Here is a 244-nt window from a genome sequence, read left to right as displayed (position 1 = left end):
AGTACCAATGAGGTCGCCTGATATATTATGTTCAATCGCAAGCCGAACACCTTCACCTTGGTAATAACTCGATATATCATCTTGAATTAACTGCTTAATATGCTCTTTATTTAGCGGCGCTTTATAATCATTAAATTCATAAACAAGGGGATTATTCAAAATATTTAATAGCGCTGCGCCATGTTTGTGAGTAATTAAACGAAGAGTTACACGGGGTAATTTTATAGTTTTAAACATGCCTATG

The 244-nt window shown here is 34.4% G+C and carries 1 protein-coding gene; it reads right to left on the bottom strand.

Annotated features, from left to right (window positions below):
* Positions 1-244, bottom strand: a 244-nt coding sequence (locus R0K30_RS23105; RefSeq protein ID WP_410613322.1) for a GNAT family N-acetyltransferase, incomplete at both ends; no start/stop codon positions are given.

The sequence above is a fragment of the Bacillus sp. SIMBA_154 genome, from assembly GCF_046536015.1.
Taxonomy (GTDB): Bacteria; Bacillota; Bacilli; order Bacillales; family Bacillaceae; genus Bacillus; species Bacillus pumilus_P.
The sequence above is the reverse complement of the archived record's forward strand: the minus strand, read 5'-3'. Positions and strand labels throughout refer to the sequence as shown.